The sequence below is a fragment of the Pseudomonas sp. S30_BP2TU TE3576 genome (assembly GCF_050436025.1).
Lineage (GTDB): Bacteria > Pseudomonadota > Gammaproteobacteria > Pseudomonadales > Pseudomonadaceae > Aquipseudomonas.
Genome location: NZ_JBNDLK010000001.1, coordinates 1542962 through 1558875 on the forward strand (window position 1 = coordinate 1542962; position 15914 = coordinate 1558875).

Here is a 15914-nt window from a genome sequence, read left to right on the forward strand (position 1 = left end):
TCTCCTCGTGCGCCTGTTTTACGGCGCGACGTTCTGGTAATTAGCTGATCTGCAAGACCCGAGCCATGGCCTGGTCATCGTCTTTGGCGGTGTTCATCATCTTGATGTGCAGCTCGAACTGCTTGGACAAGGCCAGTACCGAGGTCATCTCTTCCACGGCATTGACGTTGCTCGACTCGAGGAACCCGGACACCAGCTTGACGTTGGCATCGACCTGCGCCGGCTTGCCGTCCTTGGTATGGATCGAACCATCCAGGCCCTTGGTCATGTTCTTCAGGTCCGGGTTGACCAGCTTGATGCGGTCGACCTCAGCCATCACTCGAGGCCCTTCGCCCATCGCACGGATGCTGATGGTGCCGTCCTCACCGACTTCGATCTGCTGCTCGGGCGGCACGGCAATCGGCCCGCCATTGCCCATGACCGGCATGCCGTTGCCGGCACGCAGCACGCCCAGGGCGTCAACGTTCAGGCTGCCGGTGCGCACATAGCTTTCACCGCCATCGGGCGTCTGCACGGCGATCCAGCCACCACCTTGAACTGCAACGTCGAGGTCGCGGCCGGTTTCCACCAGCGAGCCAGGGGAGAAGTCGGTGGCCGGGCGTTCGGACATGGCAAACGCACGCGCCGGAAAGCTGTCACCGAACACCGGCATCGAACGGGCCTGCTCCAGGTCTTTCTGGAAGCCGTTGGTGGAGATGTTCGCGAGGTTGTTGGCATGAGCCTTTTGCGCCAGTGCATTCTGGCTGGCGCCGGTCATTGCCACATAAAGGTACTTGTCCACACTCTTTCCTCTGCCTGCCGGACGTTTGCCGTCCACTGCTGTACTGCTGAGCCATAAGCAATTTGCAGACCAACTTGTTTTTGGCGGCGCGAGGCCCGGCAAACAGGGGACTTTGAGGATTCAGAGGGGATTTGTGATTTGTATCAGAGACGAAAAACCGGCGGTGTCATGCCGGTGGGTGGCAAGAGTTCACCTCATTATTCTGTGGCGAGGGGGCTTGCCCCCGTTCGGTCGCGTAGCGGCCGCAAATCCATTTGACGCGTTTTACCTGACAGAAATTGACTGCATGGCTTGGGGCTGCTTCGCAGCCCAACGGGGGCAAGCCCCCTCGCCACAAAAACTCGCTCGCCAGAGACTCAGGTGTTGTCCTTGCCCACCTCATAATCACGCAGCTTGTTGGCAATGGTCGTATGCGAAACCCCCAACCGCTTACCCAGCTGTCGACTGCTCGGATGCTCGGAATACAACCGCTCCAGCACGGCTTTCTCGAAACGCCCGACGATTTCGTCCAGCCCACCCTCCAGCGAAAAATCGCCAAGGGGCTGACGCACGCCGTAATCCGGCAGACGAATGTGCTCGGCCTTGACCGTGCCCCCGTCACACAGGGAAACCGCCTGGAACAGTACGTTCTCCAATTGCCGCACGTTACCCGGCCAATGGTAATGACTGAGTCGCTCCATGGCTGCCGGGGCGAGCTTGGGCAACGGGCATCCGATCTGCCGACTGGCCTGATCGAGGAAGTGCTCCACCAGCGGCGTCAAGCCGTCGAGGCATTCGCGCAACGGCGGGATGTGCAGCGACAGCACATTCAAGCGGTGATACAGGTCCTGGCGGAACTCGCCGCGCGCGCACAATTCGGACAGGTCGACCTGGGTCGCGCAAATGACCCGCACATCGAGATAGACCTCTTCATCGCTGCCCACACGACGGAAGCAACCGTCCTGCAGGAAGCGCAGCAATTTCACCTGCAAGCGCGGGCTCATTTCCCCGACGCCATCGAGAAACAGCGTACCGCCCGCCGTCAGTTCCAGCAGCCCGAGCTTGCCTTCGGCCCGCGCTCCTTCGAAGGCACCCGGACCATAACCGAACAATTCCGTCTCGGCCATGGACTCCGGCAGACCGGCGCAATTGAGCGCCATCAATGGCGACTGCCCGCGAGGACTGGCCAAATGGCAGGCCCGCGCCAGCAACTCTTTGCCGGTGCCGGTTTCCCCTTCTATCAATAGCGGCGCATCCAGCGGCGCCATGCGCCGCGCTTCGCGCACAACGGCGGCCATCACTTTCGAACTCTGGAAGATGCTGTCGAAGCCACGCAATTCCTGCTTGCGCACGTTATAGATGCGTTCGCCCACCCGGTCGGCGCGATGCAATGTCAGCACCGCACCGGCCATGGCCTCACTGTCGTCATGTTCCGATTGCAGCGGCGCGATGTCGGCCAGGAACACGTCCCCCTTGACCTTGACCCGCAGCCCGTTGATCCGCGACTTGTTGGCGCGCACCAGCTCCGGCAGATCGAAATCTTCGGCGTACCGCGACAGGGGAATCCCCGGCACCTCGTCGACCCGCACACCCAACAACTGCGCCGCCGCACGGTTGGCCGCGACAATGGAACCGCCCATGTCGATCGACAGCACCGGAAACTCCAGCGCACCGAGCAGTGCATTGAGCTCCATGTGCCGACGCTCGCTGGGCATCAGCCCTACACGCTTGACGCCAAAAACCCCGGCAATCGCTTCGAATTTCGGTCGCAAGGCCTGGAACTGAATGTTGATCAGGTTCGGGCAATGCAGGTAGATGGCATTGCCATGCTCACCGCCCACCTCGCCGCGGGCCACGTTGATCCCGTACTCCACCAGCAGGTTGAGAATGTCGCGCAGGATGCCGATGCGGTTCTGGCAGTGGACTTTGATACGCATATAAAGGCCCGAAAATGCAGTGATTGAACCTGTGGGAGCGAGCTTGCTCGCGATAGCGGTGGGTCATGCAAATTAATCTCTTCTGACACACCCTCATCGCGAGCAAGCTCGCTCCCACAAGGGTATTGCAGCGCCTTCGGGCATATTTTTCTGCCGAGGCGCTCAGATAGTCGTCAAGATTATGTGACAGGCAAAGGGTTTTTCAAACCGGTAAATCTCAATAGCTGCGCGACCACGCCCCATTCGTAACGAAAACTTTACGATTATCGAGGAACTTTCCTGCCCGAGACGCCGAACACCTGCTGCAACAGTGCAATCCATGGGGTATTTCTAGGTCCATAGCAGTACATAACAAGAACGAAATCCCCTAGCAGGAGAGCAGTATGAAGCAGACGCAATACGTGGCTCGCGAGCCCGATGCGCAAGGTTTTATCGACTACCCCGCCGAAGAACACGCGGTGTGGAACACGCTGATCACTCGCCAACTGAAAGTGATCGAAGGGCGTGCGTGCCAGGAGTACCTGGACGGTATCGAAAAACTCGGTCTGCCCCACGACCGCATTCCTCAACTCGGCGAAATCAACAAAGTCCTCGGTGAAACCACCGGCTGGCAAGTTGCCCGGGTTCCCGCACTGATTCCCTTCCAGACCTTTTTCGAATTGCTGGCCAGCAAGCAGTTTCCGGTGGCGACCTTTATTCGTACCCGCGAAGAACTGGACTACCTGCAAGAGCCGGACATTTTCCACGAGATCTTCGGTCACTGCCCGCTGCTGACCAACCCGTGGTTCGCCGAATTCACCCACACCTACGGCAAACTTGGCCTCAAGGCGTCCAAGGAAGAACGCGTGTACCTGGCGCGCCTGTACTGGATGACCATCGAGTTCGGCCTGGTCGATACCCCGCAAGGCCAGCGCATCTACGGCGGCGGCATTCTGTCTTCACCCAAGGAAACCGTTTACAGCCTGTCGAACGAGCCTGAACACCAAGCCTTCGACCCGCTGGAATGCATGCGCACGCCGTACCGCATCGACATCCTGCAACCCCTGTATTTCGTTCTGCCGAACCTCAAGCGCCTGTTCGACCTGGCCCACGAAGACATCATGGGCATGGTCAAGCAAGCGATGCAGATGGGTCTGCACACACCGAAATTTCCGCCAAAGGCTGCGTGATCCGCGACTTTTGCTGACAAGTGAGTCTGTCAGTCACCGTCGCTTTGGTTTAGCGTGACGGTACTGTCGACCGATATAAAAACACTCGATTACGGGAAACACACCATGTCCACTTTGAACCAAGCCCATTGCGAAGCCTGCCGCGCCGACGCCCCACAAGTCAGCGATGAAGAACTGCCGATCCTGATCAAGCAGATCCCGGACTGGAACATCGAAGTACGTGACAGCATCATGCAGCTGGAAAAGGTCTTCCTGTTCAAGAACTTCAAGCACGCCCTGGCGTTCACCAATGCCGTCGGTGAAATCTCCGAAGCCGAAGGCCATCACCCGGGCCTGCTGACCGAGTGGGGCAAAGTCACCGTGACCTGGTGGAGCCACTCGATCAAGGGCCTGCACCGCAACGACTTCATCATGGCCGCGCGCACCGACGAAGTGGCCAAGGACGCCGAGGGGCGCAAGTAATGCATTTCGACGCCATCGGTCGAGTGCCTGGCGACCCGATCCTCGGCCTGATGGAGGCCTACGCGCAGGACCCGAACCCGCGCAAGTTCGATTTGGGCGTGGGTGTCTACAAAGACGCCCAGGGCCTGACGCCGATTCTCGAATCGGTGAAGCTTGCCGAGCAGCGCCTGGTGGATCGTCAGTCCACCAAGACCTACATTGGTGGGCACGGCGAGCCGGCGTTCGGCAAGGCAATCAATGAATTGGTGCTGGGTGCCGACTCGACACTGATCAGCGCACAACGCGCCGGCGCCACCCAGACACCGGGTGGCACGGGTGCATTGCGCCTGAGCGCGGACTTCATCGCCCAATGCCTGCCGGGGCGCGGCGTGTGGCTGAGCAACCCGACCTGGCCGATCCACGAAAGCATTTTCGCGGCCGCCAAGGTCAAGGTCAGTCACTACCCTTACGTCGGCAGTGACAACCGTCTCGACGTCGACGGTATGCTGGCAGCGCTCAATGAAGCGCCCAAGGGTGACGTGGTCTTGCTGCACGCCTGCTGCCACAACCCGACCGGTTTCGACTTGTCCCGGGATGACTGGCAGAGGGTGCTGGAGGTAGTACGCAAGCGCGAACTGCTGCCACTGATCGATTTCGCGTATCAAGGATTCGGCGATGGGCTGGAACAGGATGCCTGGTCGACCCGGCTGTTCGCCGCCGAGTTGCCGGAACTGCTGATCACCAGTTCGTGCTCGAAGAACTTCGGCCTGTACCGCGACCGTACCGGCGCGCTGATAGTCTGCGCGAAAAGCGCCGACAAGCTCACCGACATCCGCAGCCAGCTGGCCAACATCGCCCGCAACCTGTGGTCGACGCCGCCGGATCACGGTGCGGCCGTGGTCGCGACCATCCTCGGCGATCCGGAGCTGAAAAACCTCTGGGCTGACGAAGTGGAAGCCATGCGCCTGCGTATCGCCCAACTGCGCAGCGGTCTGGTCGAAGCGCTGGAGCCTCACGGTTTACGCGAACGCTTTGCGCACATTGGCGTGCAACGCGGGATGTTTTCCTACACCGGCTTGACGCCGGAACAGGTCAAGCAACTGCGCGAGTATCACAGCGTGTACATGGTCAACTCCGGCCGCGCTAACGTGGCCGGTATCGACGCCACACGCCTGGATTTGCTGGCCGAGGCGATTGCCGCTGTTTGCAAATAGCACCACCAACCCCTGTGGGAGCGAGCTTGCTCGCGATAGCGGTCTATCAGCCAACCTCACCGTTGAATGACACTCCGCCATCGCGAGCAAGCCCGCTCCCACATTTGCTGTGTGTTGCCCCCCCCTCTAGACCTGTCTTTACAATCCCCTCCGTCGAAACAAATGGATATAAAAGTCTGTTTGTCATTTTCAGTGCTGTATCCTGCCCAGGCTTTCTTTAAAGCGCGGATCTACCAGATCTATCAACAGACTTAGCGAGGAGCGCGACTATGCACGAGATTCCTAATCTCCCCTTCCCAAGCCTGCACGTACCTGAGCAGACGACCACGCAGCAAGCCGGTGCCCAACGGCCCGAGCCGAAAGAAGCCACTGGCAGCCGCCAGGCTGACAGCGAAGACTGAAACACCCGCCGTACAGACCGTGTGGAAAGCGCTAACATGCGCTTTCCACACTGCCTGAACGAGGCCCTGCACCATGACCGATGAACTCAGCGAAACCTTTGATGAAAAGCAGGCCAGCGTCCTGATCGGCACCGCCGAGAAAATGATCGAGATCTGGAATCGCCTCTCCCCCGAGAAACAAGCCGCATTGCTCGCCCGCTTCGGCACCCAGGAAAATGCGCTGGCCGCTCTGGTCACCACGCAGCTGGTTGCTCCCGCCAAACCTGAATGACGCCGCCCGGCAAATAGTTTTACTTTTTCACAACCCGCGACCGTTCACACCGCTATCATAAGCAGCCTATCTATCCTGCTTTGCCGTGGACCTTTACCCATGCCTGAAAACCAGCGCCCCCTGGCGGTCACGCTGCAAGTTGTTTCCATCGTCCTTTTCACCTTCATTGGCTACCTGAACATCGGCATCCCCCTGGCCGTATTGCCCGGTTACGTCCATAGCGACCTGGGCTTCGGCGCGGTGATCGCGGGCCTTGTGATCAGCGTGCAATACCTGGCCACCCTGCTCAGCCGGCCGTATGCCGGGAAAATCATCGACAACAAAGGCAGCAAGCTGGCGGTCATGTACGGCCTGGCCGGTTGCGGCTTGAGCGGGGTGTTCATGCTGATCTCCGCCTGGACCCAGAGCCTGCCGGCCGTGAGCCTGATCAGCCTGTTGATCGGCCGACTGGTACTCGGCAGCGCGGAAAGCCTGGTGGGCTCGGGCTCGATTGGCTGGGGCATCGGTCGGGTCGGCGCGGCGAATACCGCCAAAGTCATCTCGTGGAACGGTATCGCCAGCTACGGCGCGCTGGCCGTAGGCGCGCCCCTGGGCGTGTTGCTCGTCCATCAACTGGGCTTGTGGAGCATGGGGGTGAGCATTGTGCTGCTGGCGATCCTCGGCTTGCTGTTGGCCTGGCCAAAAACCGCCGCGCCAATCGTTGCCGGTGAGCGCCTGCCGTTCATGCACGTGCTCGGACGAGTTTTCCCCCACGGCTGTGGCCTGGCCCTGGGCTCCATCGGCTTCGGCACCATCGCCACTTTCATCACGCTGTATTACGCCACGCGACACTGGGACAACGCGGTGCTGTGCCTGAGCCTGTTCGGTGCCTGCTTCATCGGCGCGCGCTTGCTGTTCGGCAACCTGATCAACCGCCTCGGCGGCTTTCGTGTAGCGATTGCCTGCCTGTCAGTGGAAACCCTGGGCTTGCTGTTGCTGTGGCTGGCACCGGATGCGCATTGGGCATTGGCGGGGGCGGCGCTGAGCGGTTTCGGCTTTTCGCTGGTATTTCCGGCACTGGGCGTGGAGGCGGTCAATCTGGTCCCGGCCTCCAGCCGTGGCGCGGCAGTCGGCGCCTATTCGCTGTTCATCGACTTGTCGCTGGGGATCACCGGCCCGCTGGCCGGGGCGATTGCGGCCGGGTTCGGTTTTGCGTCGATCTTCCTGTTCGCCGCCTTCGCCGCGATGAGTGGATTGATACTGAGCCTTTATTTGTACCGGCAGGCACCGAAGCAACGCGAAGCGCGGGACGCCCGCTAAAAATCGACCTTGCCGCGCCCGGCCTTGATGTTGCCACGCTTGCTCTTGGATTCGAGGCGCCGAGTCTTCGAGCCGAGAGTCGGCTTGGTCGGACGGCGTTTCTTCTCGACTTTGGTGGCACTCTGGATCAACTCGACCAAACGCTCCAAAGCATCCGCACGGTTCTGCTCCTGCGTCCGGTACTGCTGGGCCTTGATGATCAAAACACCGTCGCTGGTGATGCGGCTGTCGCGCAGCGCCAGCAGCCGTTCCTTGTAGAACTCGGGCAAGGACGACGCCGGAATGTCGAATCGCAGGTGCACGGCGCTGGAGACCTTGTTGACGTTCTGCCCACCGGCGCCTTGAGCGCGAATGGCCGTCAACTCGATCTCGGCATCCGGCAGATGCACGTTGTTGGAAATGACCAGCATGGAAAAGCGTCCGTATTCGGGGCGTTCAGGATACCGCGAATGACGTTCGCAATAGCAGTCATCATGACGAACCGGTAACATCGGGCATCGTTGCCAGTCAAATTCATTTACAAATATTGCTCTTACCCTACTGAAGAAACGTTGAACTGTTTCGAATAGCCGTACTAATCTCGTGGCTCACATCAGCAGGATATGATGGCTAATGAACTTTGAAAACATTCGATATTACACATCTGTAATCCTCCTGGTTTTTGCTTGCGCCGTACTACCTACTAGCTTCATCGCACTTGGAATAACAAAATTGTTCGACACAGATGAAAAATATCGACACATCGTGTTTTTTGCACCTTATACAATCATTGTTTTTTGGGGTTTGCGATTCTACATCCCAAGAATGCGTGGTGTGATATAGAAACACTTACCCCAAGGTCATCGACTTTCTGGACCCTCTCCTGAAACCATTGCCTCTATCGTAAACAAATCAATCAATGCCTCAAGAAACAAAGCCAACTTCCCAGTCTGCCGATAAGCCATTTCATAATTAATCGGATCACGTCTGAACAGCTCCACCGAACCGTGCCTTGGTACTGGCCTAAACGCCCCGTATGCCGAAAGAACCAAATCCACAGCGTAATATTTCATACTCCCTTCATAGTCACTATCGGACGCAAGCTGATAAATACGTCTAATAGGCCCAACCGTACTTGTAGCATTAGGTCCGAGATAGATATTCCCCAAGCCTTCGTAGATATTATTAACACCATGCCCAACCATCAGCCCGCCCGGAACCACGCCGAGCCCTCCCGGAGTTCCGACAATCGCGCCCCCCGTCCTAACCTGCATCACGCCCGCCACAACCCCAACACCATTTTGCAGATAGAAACGAGCCTTTGATGATAAACCCTCATATTCGGTTGTTATTTCCTGCACCGCGTGCCACGTACTAATAATCCCCTCATCAACCGCCTGAATAACTTCATCAACATAGGCAGATACAATCGAGCCAAATCGAAGTCGCGCAAATCCATCAGGAATATGCGCCATGCCTATGCTGCAACCAACTGCAACCAGATCGGAAGCCGACCTGGTTACATCATGAATATCGCAAGAGTCCTCATTCACCCTCATTCCCCCAAGTACTGTAAGCACTTGTGGCGCCTGGAACATGCGCCCAGGCAATGTCCCTATAACGAATGGACACTAGCTCTTGCGGCTCGGCGTCATTCATACGAATCGCATGGGGAACCTGCAAGCTGATATGAGCGATACGCGCACCTGACAGGTGTATTGAATAGTACCGTTCCTGGCCGCCAACCGAAGAGGTTCGATAAAAACTGATCTTGCAATCAACCTCTTCACCCTCATGCAGCGCACTTGCCAGCAATGGTGATGACTTGTCGATGCCTTTGGTTATCATGATCGGCATGTGCTTGCCGCGCCCACCTGCCACGCTACCGTCATTGCCCGCGAGCATGTCGTGCGAATAAGCCAGCACCATGATTTCATCCTGGTGCCCGATCTGGCATTTGTTGCCGATAGAATCAAGACCGGAGCAACCGGCAGAAATTAAACCTTGGCGCTTTCCGGTAATGCTCATGTAGCTGTGACTGGCCATACACACCCCACCTTTGTGTTCGGAGAGGCAGGCTAAGACAAAAAGTGAAATATCGGTTGTAGGCTGTTTCTGAATTTCCTGTATGAACCCCGAAAACAATCAACCCGGCGCATGGCCGGGTTGATCGTTGAAACCAGACGCGCTTACCTCACAGCAGGGGCAGCGCTATTCAACACGCGTTGCGCACTGCGCTTGTTCTTGATGCCGTAGCAGACCCACATGAACACGAGCCATACCGGAATCGCATACACCGACGTCTGGATCCCCGGAATCAACAGCATCACACCAAGGATGAACACCACGAACACCAGGCAGATGTAGTTGCCGTACGGGTACCACAGGGCCTTGAACAGCGGTGTCTGTTTGGTCTTGTTCATGTGCTGGCGGAACTTGAAGTGCGAGTAGCTGATCATCGCCCAGTTGATCACCAGGGTAGCAACAACCAGCGACATCAGCAGTTCCAGCGCGTTTTGCGGGATCAGGTAGTTCAGCAGTACCGCGATCAGCGTCACGGCAGCCGAAGCCAGGATCGAACGCACCGGCACGCCGCGCTTGTCGATCTTCGCCAATGCTTTCGGCGCATCGCCCTGCTCGGCCATGCCCAGCAGCATACGGCTGTTGCAGTAGGTGCCGCTGTTGTACACCGACAGCGCCGCGGTCAGGACCACGAAGTTGAGGATGTGCGCGGCGGTGTTGCTGCCCAGCATCGAGAACACTTGCACGAACGGACTGCCGCTGTAGGAATCACCGGAAGCGTTCAGGGTGGTCAGCAAGCTGTCCCACGGCGTCAGCGACAGCAGGATGACCAGGGCGCCGATGTAGAAAATCAGGATCCGGTAGATCACCTGGTTGATGGCTTTCGGAATCACGGTTTTCGGTTTGTCTGCTTCGGCAGCGGTGAAACCGAGCATTTCCAGACCACCGAAGGAAAACATGATGAACGCCATGGCCATCACCAGACCACTGACACCGTTCGGGAAGAAGCCGCCGTGGGACCACAGGTTACTGACCGCCGCTTGCGGGCCGCCATTACCGCTGACCAGCAGGTAGCTGCCCAAGGCAATCATGCCGACGATCGCCACGACCTTGATGATCGCAAACCAGAACTCGGCCTCGCCAAAGACTTTGACGTTGGCCAGGTTAATGGCGTTGATCAGTACAAAAAAAGCAGCTGCAGAGGCCCAGGTCGGGATATCCGGTGCCCAATAGTGGATGTATTTGCCGACCGCAGTCAGCTCCGACATGCCCACCAGAATGTACAGGATCCAGCAGTTCCAGCCCGACAGGAAACCGGCGAAGCCGCCCCAGTACTTGTGCGCAAAGTGGCTGAAGGAGCCGGCCACCGGATCTTCGACGATCATTTCGCCCAGTTGGCGCATGATCATGAAAGCGATGAAGCCGCAGATGGCGTAGCCAAGGATCATCGACGGACCGGCGGATTTCAGTACCCCGGCCGAGCCGAGAAACAAACCGGTACCGATCGCGCCACCGAGGGCGATCAGTTGAATATGACGATTTTTCAGGCCGCGTTTCAGCTCGCCTGAATGCGAGTTTTGTCCACTCATGAAAAGGGTCTCACGCAAGGTTTGATGATGTTCAGTCGACGTAGCTGCTTGGAAATGACGTTAAGCAGCGCCGATCAAACCCCAGCGCAAGCACCAGGAGTTCAGCGTATTTACAACGGTCATGCGTCACCTGTTTGTTTTTATCTGTGACGAAATCGAACCCGACACGCTCGTGACGCGACGGAGTGAACAAGGCGGATAGCCTTGAGGTTTGCGCAGATACGCAGGAGGTCACAGGTAAAACGCGGCGCATTGTACACCCGTAACCCCCTGCCGCCAGACCCGCTGGACAAGCGTGTCTATGGCCGGGATTGCCTGTGTCCGCCCCGAGGGACTCGGGCGACTGCAAAAAATGGGTCAGATCCTTGCGGATCATTGACGGGAAAGGCAGGAAAACCGCCTCTCGCAGAGCGATGGAAATGGATTGCGGCGTTCATTGCGCCTCCTTTTTGTTATGCACCTGCACGACAGGCATGGCGCGCATAACACCCTGCATGGAGCGGTGAAACAAGCGGGCCAGAGCGCGGGAAGAAGGACACAAGGCAATAGCGCGTAAGAATTCTCTTACGACATTCTAGAAATGGCGATTTCACGGGGTAAATCCGTGGATTTCGTCAGTATTTCTTTACAACGCGTAAACCCGGGTTTCCATATTGGAGTTCTCAGTGCGGCAACTAACGCCATCGCGAGCAAGCTCGCTCCCACATTTTGATCGCGATTCTCCGAGCAAACTCATTTCCCTGTGGGAGCGAGCTTGCTCGCGATGGCGTCCTCAAAAACGATACGGACATAAATCCAGCCCAAAAAAACGCCAACCCGAAGGCTGGCGTTTTTAACTTGCAGCTTGCAGCCTACCGCTGCCTCACTCCGGCTTGCGACGCCCAAAGCCCGGACGCTGGCCGGAACCGGCCGGTGCGCCACGGCGCTTGCCCGATGGCGTGTCACCGTCGACCAGTTTGATCCCCGGACGCTTCGGCGCCGGCTTGGCCGGACGCTTGGTGTCGGCCGGGCGATCGGCTACCGGCGTACCACGGCCTTCGCCACGCTCGGTACGGCTGTTGGCCGGACGTGGCGTGCGTGGACCGCGCTCACCGTCCTGACGCACGGCTGGCTTGCGCCCTGGACGCTCGCCTTCGATCTGCGGCTCGCGGCTTGCACGTGGAGCAACAGGAGCGGCAGGAGCCCCGGCGGCTGGACGCAGGGTACGCACGCGCTCGGTCTTGGCCATCGGACGCGACGACTTGCGCTGCATCCGATCGAGCTTGTCTTTGCTCTTGGCATTCATTTGCGGCATCGCGACCGGCGTCAGGCCGACTTCAGCACTGAGAATGTCGACTTCGTACTGGCTCATTTCGCGCCAGCGGCCCATCGGCAGGTCGGAGTTGAGGAACACCGGACCGAAGCGCACGCGCTTCAGACGGCTGACCACCAGGCCCTGGGATTCCCACAGGCGACGAACTTCACGGTTACGACCTTCCATTACCACACAGTGGTACCAGTGGTTGAAACCTTCACCACCCGGCGCCTGCTTGATATCGGTGAACTTGGCCGGGCCGTCTTCGAGGACGACGCCGGCTTTCAGACGCTCAATCATCTCGTCGTCAACTTCGCCACGCACACGTACCGCGTATTCGCGGTCCATTTCGTAGGAAGGGTGCATCAGGCGGTTGGCCAGCTCACCGTCGGTGGTGAACATCAGCAGACCGGTGGTGTTGATGTCCAGGCGACCAATGTTGATCCAGCGACCTTCTTTCGGACGCGGCATCTTGTCGAACACGGTCGGGCGGCCTTCCGGATCGACACGGGTGCAGATTTCGCCGTCGGGCTTGTTGTACATGATCACGCGGCGCACCGACTCGGCGGCCTCTTCGCGCTTGATCACCTTGCCATCGATGGTGATGGCGTCGTGCATGTCGACACGCTGGCCAAGGGTGGCGTCTTTGCCGTTGACCTTGATGCGGCCGTGGCTGATCCAGGCTTCCACGTCACGGCGCGAGCCGACGCCGATACGGGCGAGGACTTTCTGCAGTTTTTCGCCTGCTGGGCCGATTGACTGTTCGTCTTGCTGGTCTTTGATACTCATCTGGGCACCTCCCGGTGTGGTCTGAAATCTGGGTACTTTGGCGAAGGGATCGCCGAAGGGTCGCGAATCATACGCGCATGCGGGCGATTGCGCATCAGAGACTAGCTGATCAAGGCAAGGTTATTGGCTTTTCCGCCGACCGGTGGTGCGTGGCTTTGCCATGAACACAATCCCCCTGTGGGAGCGGGCTTGCTCGCGAAGGCGTCAGGTCAGCCAACAAAGATGTCGTCTGACACGCCCTCTTCGCGAGCAAGCCCGCTCCCACAGTGAATCTCCTTTGCTCATAAGAATCGTATCAATCTTCGAACTGGCGGCGTTCGGCCTCGATGGCTTGCGCCAGAGCGAGGGCTTCGGCCTCTTCGTCCGACAGTTCCGGCTCGGGTTTCGGCTGTTCGAGGGCGGCAACGGCAGCCAGCAGTTTTTCGCGGGCTTCGGCAACGCCAAGGACGTCGTCGGCCTGCTCCGGTTCAATTTCCGGCTCAGGCTCGCCTTCCGGTTCAGCCTCGGGTTGTGCCGCTTCGAGTTCTGGCTCGATGACCGACTGTTCCGAATCGAATTCAGGCGATGCCCCATCACGCAGCAAGTCGTCGAAATCGGTCTTGAGCCCCTCCTCCATGCTGTCCAGCTCCAGCAGCAGCGTGTGGAAACTGGTTTCTTCCTTCGGTTCTTCCGGTTCCGCACTGGCGTCGGCCAACTCTTGCAACCCGGCGGGTACGGGCGCGTCGTCGAAGTCGAGCACCGGGTCCGGTTCCAACTCGCGCAGTTCCGCCAGCGGTGGCAAGTCGTCGAGGTTTTTCAGGTTGAAGTGATCGAGGAACGCCTTGGTGGTCGCGAACATCGCCGGTTTCCCGGGTACATCGCGGTGGCCGACGATACGGATCCACTCGCGCTCCATCAGCGTCTTGACGATGTTGCTGTTGACCGCCACGCCCCGCACATCTTCGATTTCGCCACGGGTGATCGGCTGGCGATAGGCGATCAGGGCCATGGTTTCGAGCATGGCGCGGGAGTAACGCTGCGGGCGCTCTTCCCACAAACGCCCGACCCACGGAGAATATTTCTCGCGAATTTGCAGGCGATACCCCGAGGCCACTTCCTTCAGTTCAAACGCACGGCCATCGCAGGACTTCGCCAGAATCGCCAGGGCCTTCTTGAAGACCGGCGGCTCCGGCCGCTCGCCTTCTTCGAAGAGTTCGAACAGGCTTTCCAAAGATTGCGGCTTTCCCGAGGCCAACAGAAAGGCTTCAAGCAAGGGCGCCAGATCACGGGGTTCAGTCAGGTTCATGATTCAACTCGTTATTCGGCTCGGGCTCGCACGTGGATCGCGGCAAATGGCTCATTCTGCACCAGCTCGACCAGAGACTCCTTGACCAATTCAAGGATCGCCATAAAGGTCACCACCACGCCCAGACGCCCTTCTTCTGCTGTAAACAACTCGACAAACGGCACGAAGCCGCCACCCTTGAGCCGCTCCAGCACATCGCTCATGCGCTCCCGGGTCGACAGCGCCTCGCGGCTGACCTGGTGGCTTTCGAACATGTCGCCACGGCGCAGCACCTCGGCCATGGACAGCAGCAGCTCGGACAAACGCACGTCCGGCAACAACTTGCGCGCCCGGGCTTCCGGGGCATCGAGCTTGGGCACCACCACATCGCGACCGACGCGGCTCAGGCCATCGATGCCTTCGGCGGCAGCCTTGAAACGCTCATATTCCTGCAAACGGCGGATCAGTTCGGCGCGCGGATCTTCCTCTTCGTCTTCGATGGTTTCAGCCCGTGGCAGCAGCATCCGCGACTTGATCTCGGCCAGCATCGCGGCCATCACCAGGTACTCGGCGGCCAGCTCCAGGCGCACTGACTGCATCAACTCGACGTAGCCCATGTACTGGCGGGTGATTTCCGCCACCGGGATATCGAGGATGTTGATGTTCTGCTTGCGAATCAGGTACAGCAGCAGGTCGAGAGGACCTTCGAACGCCTCGAGAAAGACCTCGAGGGCATCCGGCGGGATGTACAGGTCCAGCGGCATTTCCATGACCGCCTGGCCATAGACCATGGCGAAGGGTAGTTCCTGCTGGGCTCCGGCCTGACTGTCGACGGGTTCTACTGCGGACATCTAGGCCTCGACCATGAACGGCGCAGGGTCGCCGCAACCGACGCGGATGACTTCCGGCTCACCGTCGGCGAGGTTGATCACGGTAGACGCCTTGATCCCGCCGAAACCGCCGTCGATGATCAGATCGACCTGGTGCTCGAGCAACTGGCGCATTTCATAGGGGTCATACATCGGGTCGGTTTCACCGGGCATGATCAGACTCACGCTCATCAACGGCTCGCCGAGCTGCTCCAGTAGTGCCAGGGCAATCGGATGGCTTGGCACCCGCAGGCCGATGGTGCGTTTTTTCGGGTGCAGCAATAGTCGCGGTACTTCGCGGGTGGCGTTGAGAATGAAGGTGTACGGCCCCGGCAAGTGGGCCTTGAGCAAGCGGAAAGTGCCAGTGTCGATCTTGGCGAACAGCCCCAGTTGCGACAGATCGCAGCAAATCAGCGCGAAGTTGTGTTTTTCATCCAGCCCGCGCAAACGTCGCACGCGCTCCACAGCCACCTTGTCGCCGATCTGGCAACCAATGGCGTAGGAAGAGTCTGTGGGATAAATCACCACCCCGCCCTTGCGAATGATCTCGACCGCCTGTTTGATCAGGCGCGCTTGCGGGTTTTCCGGATGAATCTGGAAAAATTGACTCACATTC

At 58.8% G+C, this 15914-nt stretch carries 16 protein-coding genes; 6 read left to right on the forward strand and 10 right to left on the reverse strand.

What is annotated here, in order from left to right; translation table 11 throughout:
* Window positions 1-40: 40 nt before the first annotated feature.
* Window positions 41-781 carry a flagellar basal body rod protein FlgF gene (locus tag ABIA48_RS07030; protein ID WP_429487513.1) on the reverse strand — a complete coding sequence of 247 codons (741 nt, stop codon included), beginning with the start codon at window positions 779-781 and terminating at the stop codon, window positions 41-43.
* Between the two features lie 356 nt (window positions 782-1137).
* Window positions 1138-2697, reverse strand: coding sequence for a sigma-54-dependent transcriptional regulator (locus tag ABIA48_RS07035; RefSeq protein ID WP_429487514.1), 1560 nt, complete (start codon window positions 2695-2697; stop codon window positions 1138-1140).
* Between the two features lie 383 nt (window positions 2698-3080).
* On the opposite strand from ABIA48_RS07035, the gene phhA reads away from it, so the two are divergent.
* From phhA to ABIA48_RS07065, 6 genes are all read left to right on the forward strand, one after another.
* Window positions 3081-3866 (forward strand): phenylalanine 4-monooxygenase, encoded by a 786-nt coding sequence (gene phhA, locus ABIA48_RS07040; RefSeq protein WP_007983447.1) that lies wholly within the window; start codon window positions 3081-3083, stop codon window positions 3864-3866.
* Between the two features lie 105 nt (window positions 3867-3971).
* Complete coding sequence (locus ABIA48_RS07045; RefSeq protein ID WP_007975310.1) at window positions 3972-4328, forward strand: 4a-hydroxytetrahydrobiopterin dehydratase; 357 nt, start codon at window positions 3972-3974, stop codon at window positions 4326-4328.
* Window positions 4328-5521 (forward strand): amino acid aminotransferase, encoded by a 1194-nt coding sequence (locus ABIA48_RS07050; RefSeq protein WP_429487515.1) that lies wholly within the window; start codon window positions 4328-4330, stop codon window positions 5519-5521. The genes ABIA48_RS07045 and ABIA48_RS07050 overlap by 1 nt, the downstream gene beginning before the upstream one ends.
* Window positions 5522-5790: 269 nt before the next feature.
* Window positions 5791-5922, forward strand: a complete 132-nt coding sequence (locus ABIA48_RS07055) for a hypothetical protein (protein ID WP_429487516.1) — start codon at window positions 5791-5793, stop codon at window positions 5920-5922.
* Between the two features lie 73 nt (window positions 5923-5995).
* Window positions 5996-6193, forward strand: coding sequence for a hypothetical protein (locus ABIA48_RS07060; RefSeq protein ID WP_429487517.1), 198 nt, complete (start codon window positions 5996-5998; stop codon window positions 6191-6193).
* A 99-nt stretch (window positions 6194-6292) separates the two neighbouring features.
* A complete protein-coding gene (locus ABIA48_RS07065; RefSeq protein WP_429487518.1) occupies window positions 6293-7492 on the forward strand; it encodes an MFS transporter in 1200 nt (399 codons plus the stop codon).
* Here the strand turns inward: ABIA48_RS07065 and arfB are convergent.
* The 8 genes from arfB to ABIA48_RS07105 all read right to left on the reverse strand — a co-directional run bounded on the left by arfB (window position 7489) and on the right by ABIA48_RS07105 (window position 15910).
* Window positions 7489-7902, reverse strand: coding sequence for an alternative ribosome rescue aminoacyl-tRNA hydrolase ArfB (gene arfB / locus ABIA48_RS07070; RefSeq protein WP_056853046.1), 414 nt, complete (start codon window positions 7900-7902; stop codon window positions 7489-7491). The two genes, ABIA48_RS07065 and arfB, sit on opposite strands and share 4 nt — an antisense overlap.
* Window positions 7903-8331: 429 nt before the next feature.
* Complete coding sequence (locus ABIA48_RS07075; protein WP_429492808.1) at window positions 8332-9030, reverse strand: DUF4225 domain-containing protein; 699 nt, start codon at window positions 9028-9030, stop codon at window positions 8332-8334.
* Window positions 9017-9517, reverse strand: a complete 501-nt coding sequence (locus ABIA48_RS07080) for an Hcp family type VI secretion system effector (RefSeq protein ID WP_429487519.1) — start codon at window positions 9515-9517, stop codon at window positions 9017-9019. The genes ABIA48_RS07075 and ABIA48_RS07080 overlap by 14 nt, the downstream gene beginning before the upstream one ends.
* A 143-nt stretch (window positions 9518-9660) precedes the next feature.
* Window positions 9661-11082, reverse strand: a complete 1422-nt coding sequence (locus tag ABIA48_RS07085) for an amino acid permease (RefSeq protein WP_429487520.1) — start codon at window positions 11080-11082, stop codon at window positions 9661-9663.
* Window positions 11083-11944: 862 nt separating this feature from the next.
* Window positions 11945-13165 (reverse strand): 23S rRNA pseudouridine(2605) synthase RluB, encoded by a 1221-nt coding sequence (rluB, locus tag ABIA48_RS07090; protein ID WP_429487521.1) that lies wholly within the window; start codon window positions 13163-13165, stop codon window positions 11945-11947.
* Window positions 13166-13460: 295 nt separating this feature from the next.
* Complete coding sequence (gene scpB, locus ABIA48_RS07095) at window positions 13461-14450, reverse strand: SMC-Scp complex subunit ScpB (protein WP_429487522.1); 990 nt, start codon at window positions 14448-14450, stop codon at window positions 13461-13463.
* Window positions 14451-14461: 11 nt separating this feature from the next.
* Complete coding sequence (locus tag ABIA48_RS07100) at window positions 14462-15220, reverse strand: segregation and condensation protein A (protein WP_429492810.1); 759 nt, start codon at window positions 15218-15220, stop codon at window positions 14462-14464.
* 60 nt (window positions 15221-15280) lie between these two features.
* Window positions 15281-15910, reverse strand: coding sequence for an L-threonylcarbamoyladenylate synthase (locus ABIA48_RS07105; RefSeq protein WP_204932476.1), 630 nt, complete (start codon window positions 15908-15910; stop codon window positions 15281-15283).
* Window positions 15911-15914 lie beyond the last annotated feature (4 nt).